1 protein-coding gene is annotated in these 5,702 nt (G+C 42.1%); it reads left to right on the plus strand.

Annotated features, from left to right (window positions below):
• Positions 1-5,702, plus strand: a 5,702-nt coding sequence (locus WBG21_RS11150; protein WP_340077912.1) for a hypothetical protein, incomplete at both ends; no start/stop codon positions are given.

Below are 5,702 nucleotides of genomic sequence, written 5' to 3' on the forward strand. Positions count from 1 at the left end.
ACAACCTGGATCTAACCGTTGAAACCTTAAAGCCGGTTTATTTTAAGTATCCGGTTACCGAGCTGCTCTATAACAATGATACCTATGATATCAGCACTCTTAGGCATACGGGAAAAGTTAGGTTTTCGCTTCCGCCGGAGGCCTCCAATGTCTCCATAACACCCTCCGGACCGGTAAATACTTCCCTAACATTGCTAAGCGGCAGTACTTTTGAGGTGGCTGTGGCTCGTGATTCTGTGATGACCCGGAGCGCAACAACGAATATAGACGGAGACTATGATTATGGGTTTACTGTCAATTATACTATAGATGGTCAAGAGAAGCACGTACAGGTCAATGGCGATGTACCCCCCGAAAGGGAGTTTGTGCCGCTTTCGCTCATCGTAAGCAGGAACGGAAATGTGTTCTCGGAGTCCTCCGGGGAGGCTTTGATCTTTGATATGGGGGAAATGCTGGTAACCCAGCCCCTTTCCCTTGACTTTGAGTTTACACTGGTCAACTCCGGGAATGGGCCCATTCGTATTCCCCCGGAATATTTTGAACTAGTGAACACCGCCGGAGAGTCTGTAATAGCACCCAATCAAGCCAATGGGATCAGTATCACATGGCCTGCATCGATATTGAGCGACACCACAAGGATAGAAGCAGGGGAATCCTATAAGTTCCCAGGGACTGTGGCTGTACTTAATCCTATACAGTTACAAGATTTAATTAATCTCTTATCTGCTATTGATGATAACGTTGATGCAGGAGGAGGAGGTACCCCCCTTCCTTTTATAATAACCATTACTCCAATCATAATACCAGATATAGATCCCGGAAGCGGAACAGGGGGCGATCCAGAAACCGGACCAGAGGAGGAAGAAATTGTCAAACGATGTGATGACGGTGGTGATGAAATGGTGGTGACCGTTGGAGGAACAGGAGTTGGTAATGGAGAAAAGGTCTCTAGAAACCTAAACAATGCCCCTGACAAAATAGGATTTAAAATCAGCAACTGTGATGGTCACGTAGATGAACAGGGAAAGCCCAAAGACATTATCATCTATTCGGTAGAAATAAGTGGTGATCCGGCCATTTTTGGACCCGTAGAATTCGCTGCCCCTCAACCCATTATTCCGGGGGGTAGGGCCCGAGGTTCTTTCCCTATAAATGTAGACCAAATGGTACAGGACGCTATCTATACGGCCGCAGTAACCATTGAGTCTAATGAAGGGCCCTTCAGCTTTAATTTAGAAGTTTTTAAAGATGACGATGATAACAATGGACGGTTGATTGTCTTAGACGGTTCAAATATTAACTTGGATCCTAGCCAATTTCCTGAGGGTGCTGATATAACTACTACTCGGGCCATTGCTTTTGAAAATCGTAAAAAACGCCCAATCACTTTACGTAAAGAGTTTTTTGCAGAAACTGATGATGGGTCTATGGCAAACGGTTTAACATATCCAATAACAATAGAAGGAGCAAATGAGCTCATAGTACCTCCAAGTAGTACGTTGGTCATAGGAACACTTAACGTTACTTTTTCAGGAAACAGCCCGGGGGATTTTTCAGCCACGCTCACAGGTAGTGATACCGAGGGTACGGAGTATACGGCGCCTTTTTCCGGAAATGTAAAATGTGACGATCAATTTAGTTTGGAAAGAGGAAATGGAGATGTATTGAAGGCGGATTCCCCCGATACGTTCTTGGAATTTGATCTTCTGAATCAAGAAACACCTCACACTATCAACCTTTTTGTCAAAACAGAAGGGATCCCTATTAACGTTGATGTCACATTAGTCCCCCGTCCAGATCTACAAAATAACGACAGATTGACCATGGATGACACTTCAATTTCCCATACGATAGTACCCGGAAATGATGGAGTTATTCGGCTAGAGATAGAAACACATGGGCTTGCAGGTCAAAGAGTTCAGGGACTTATAACATTTAATAATGACAGGCCCGATTGCTTTAAGCTTGAAAATCTTTGGATAGATATAGAAGTGACAGGGACAGGTGATGAAAATGGTTTTTGGGAACTGACCCTCACCGATATGGATGACCAACCTATACCGGACGAAGGAGTCGTTCTTAAAACCGATCCGGAGAATACACAAAATGTGCTCCATAAGATTCTAATTGATAATCAAAGCAACTCAGATGTGACTATTGAAGATGGGGGCCCTCCTTACATGTTTTTGAGTGATGAAGAAGCCCCAGAAGGAGTAGACTTTTATTATCAAGTTACCGAAACCAGTGTGGGACAAGGTGTAGAGCCTGTTGTCCACGCACCGGCTAATAGAGTAACTTATATCGGGGATTTAGGAGTAGAGATTTTAAAAAACGCCAAAACAGGCGATTTTAGGGTTACCCTAAATGCCATAGATACGCAGGGAAACCATAAAACTGAAACTCTTAGAGGAACCATTGTTAAGGAGGTCGATGGAGAGTATACTATACAAGTTATAGCTAGACTGGTAGAGGATGATGATAATACCCTTTTTATAGGCCAGAAAGACCTTGTATTTGATAATGACGTATTTGATTTTGGAGACGTTGCTTTTGATCCAGCTTTTGTAAATCCTCTTTTAGCCTTTTATATTACAATCAAAGCCCCTGATGAGATCCCTATTACCGTAAATAAAGAAAGCTTCACTTTTGAATTGGCAAATCATCTAGGACAACTTGCTCAAAAACCAGAAAACTTAATAATTCAAATGCCTGAGATAGAAGAGCCTGTAGAAATCCCTGCAGGTGGATCAAAAACCTTCTTGGTACAAGCCGAAATGTTGCCTGAAATAGAGCAGGAGCTATTCGCTGGTAATAACCGTTTACGCCTTCCTTTTCGTTTTACCCCTGTTGATGAAGAAACAATCATTGATGATCATCTGGTAACCTTAAAGCCTAAAAACTTTTCTTTTGAAGGCAGTATTTTACATATCTGCCAAATATCCTCAGAAACACCTTGTCCGGGAAAACAAATATTGGTGACGCGTTTTTCTTCTCCTGATGAGCCAGAAGAAAGGGCATTTATAGTAAGACCGAATGACGTAACACCAATGACTGGCCTATCCTCAAATTTTGAAATTTTAAATAGTGGTTCTTTTCCTTTGAATATAGCGAAAATATTAATTTCGGGTAGTGATGGCTATAGGTTAATAGATCCTTCAACTAATTTCGACACACCACTTTCTACAGATTTTGATAATTTAAATTTATCGATCCCATCAGGATTCAGTATGTTTTTTAGTGTAGCTCGTAATCTCGGTATTGATGATGAAGCTTTAATAAGTATTGTTACGGATGCCGATAATGTCCCTGATGATGCTTTTGGGGAATTTCGTTTTTTTGTGAAGCCCAGTAATAATGCAACTCCTTTTGATTTTTTCTTTGCCCAATCAGAAGAAACCCCCATCAGTTTAAATGCGCATGAAAAAAGAGAAAAAACAAATTCTTCCAATATATATCAGTTTAACGTTATTGATATTGGAGAAGTTACACCAAGGACCCCTCTTTATTTGGGGTTTTTGTTCGAAAACATACTGTCTGAACAAACAGAATTATTGATGGGTGAATTTAAGGCATCGATAAATGATCAGGTACTTTTGCAAAAAGGCTCTGAAAGCGCAGATAAACTTGCTTCATGGACCTATAGTTCCTATAGCGGGGAGTTACTTCCGTCAGCAGTTAATAGTATTTCTCCCGGGGGATATATGAATTTCGAGGTTGAATTTATCCCGGAGAACCTGGAAGGGTTTTTTGAGGTTGAAGTATGGTTTACATCCAAAATAAAAGGGCAAAATAATATAAAAGAGCATCTCATTGTTTTAAGAGGCACCGCTGTTGAATCTTCTGCGATTGACTATACTTTTAGCCTTGTGGATGGTGGTAATAAAATTGATTTATGTGAAGAGTCGGGAAAAAACTGTGATCTTAAATTAGCATATTATGATACAGCCGGACTCCTTCAAGAAGAAACCATATTGGCTACTCCCATAGAGTCGGTGGCAGTCCCTGAGTTGATTTGGGTCTATGCCTCAGAAAACACCAGCAACCTAGAGGAGTTTACTGTAAGTTATCTTGGCAAAGAAGGCACCTTGTTTGAGGAAACAAGCGCTGATTTTAAACCTCCTGCAATAGGCGCAATTGGTAACTTTTGGCAAACTCCGGGAACTATTACGACTATACCCATAGGTCTGAAAATGAATCTCAGGGAACAACCTTTTGATCCGTTTTCAAGAAAACCAGCCTCAGGAAATCTTAATTTAATCTTAAAACGATCTGATAATACGGTCTTAGGCCGTTTACCTATTATTGCTACAAGTATCCCCGCACCTATTCTATCTTATCAAATGGGCTTTCAGAGTATATTTGGAGACGGAGATTTTGTAGTGCCTGGAGGTATGATAGATTTAGATCATGTCGATCTAGCTTTTGGGGAGCCCCCTAGAATAAAAGGCCCGTTACGGCTTCAAAATGAGGGAATTACTATATTTGATAAGGCTGTAATAGTCACCGAAGTGTATTTAGAGTCGAGCGATAATATAGATTGTGTTCCTGATAGCTTTTTTAAATTGCAGGATCCAACAGGATCATTTACGTTTTGCTCTTCGTCAACTCCAATAGTTTTATTCCAAGATGACGAGAATGGGGAGGCTATTGTGAACATCCAGTATGGCCTAGGCAATCCTGTCCCAGGTGAGTACAGTGATGTATTGTTTATAGAATATATCAATACAGCAGATGTTGTCATTGATGATTTTACTGGTGTGCGAGGAGAGCCGGAAGTTTTTACGGCCTATTTTAACTTAAGCGCTACGGTTCATGCCCCTCCTAGTGAATTTGTCCCACAAACCACTATAAGTGCCTCGCCCTCTGGCGGAGGCGCTCCAAACGCATTGGGAATTGGCTCCAACCTTTCCATTCCGAAAGGGGTAACACAAGATTTGACAATCACAAATACAGGTGATGCTGCTTTAGAAATATCCAGTATGAATGTTACGAAAGTAAGCGATGGTGCTTTAATTACCGGTGATAAAGGAGGGTATGCACTATCACATAACACCCTTTCCATACCCCCCGGAGGAGAAGCCACCTTTAGCATCACCAATCTGTCAGCCTCCTGTGACCCGGATCAGCTGGGCTATGTAGAGATCATTACAAACGATCCCCTAAAGGAAAAATACCACTTTACTGTAAGCTGCTATAACCTCCCCGATCAGTTCAACAACATCCACCTTACCCAAGGTTCAAATATTGTGGAGTACGGCCATAACGACACCAATGCCTATAGCTTCCCGGAAACGGAGCTTGGTGTGCCCCTAAGCAGGACCTTTAGGGTCTATAATGACGGGAATGCGGTGTTTGATCTGGTAAACTTAAAAGCCTCCCCAGGGTTTAGGGTAAACCCAGCGCCCTTCAGCTTGAGTATCCCCCCTGGGGAGTACCGTAACTTCTTTGTAGAGTACCCAGCAGAAGCTACTGGTACTACCTCCGGTCAGGTAACTTTTGAGCGTGCAGGATTCCCCGGTGAGCCTTTTATTTTTAATATTGAAGGTACTGCCAGTGGCGCTACTACCGCTATGGGTATCCGACAGGGTGGGGGTACATGGATCAGTGAAGGCGATGTGTTTGATTTTGGAACTTCTTCGGCTTTCCCTTTCCGTATTTACAACTTAGGGTATGATCATAATCTTAACATCAATTCCATTGAT

It is taken from the genome of Leptobacterium meishanense (genome assembly GCF_037645805.1).
Classification (GTDB): Bacteria; Bacteroidota; Bacteroidia; order Flavobacteriales; family Flavobacteriaceae; genus Leptobacterium_A; species Leptobacterium_A meishanense.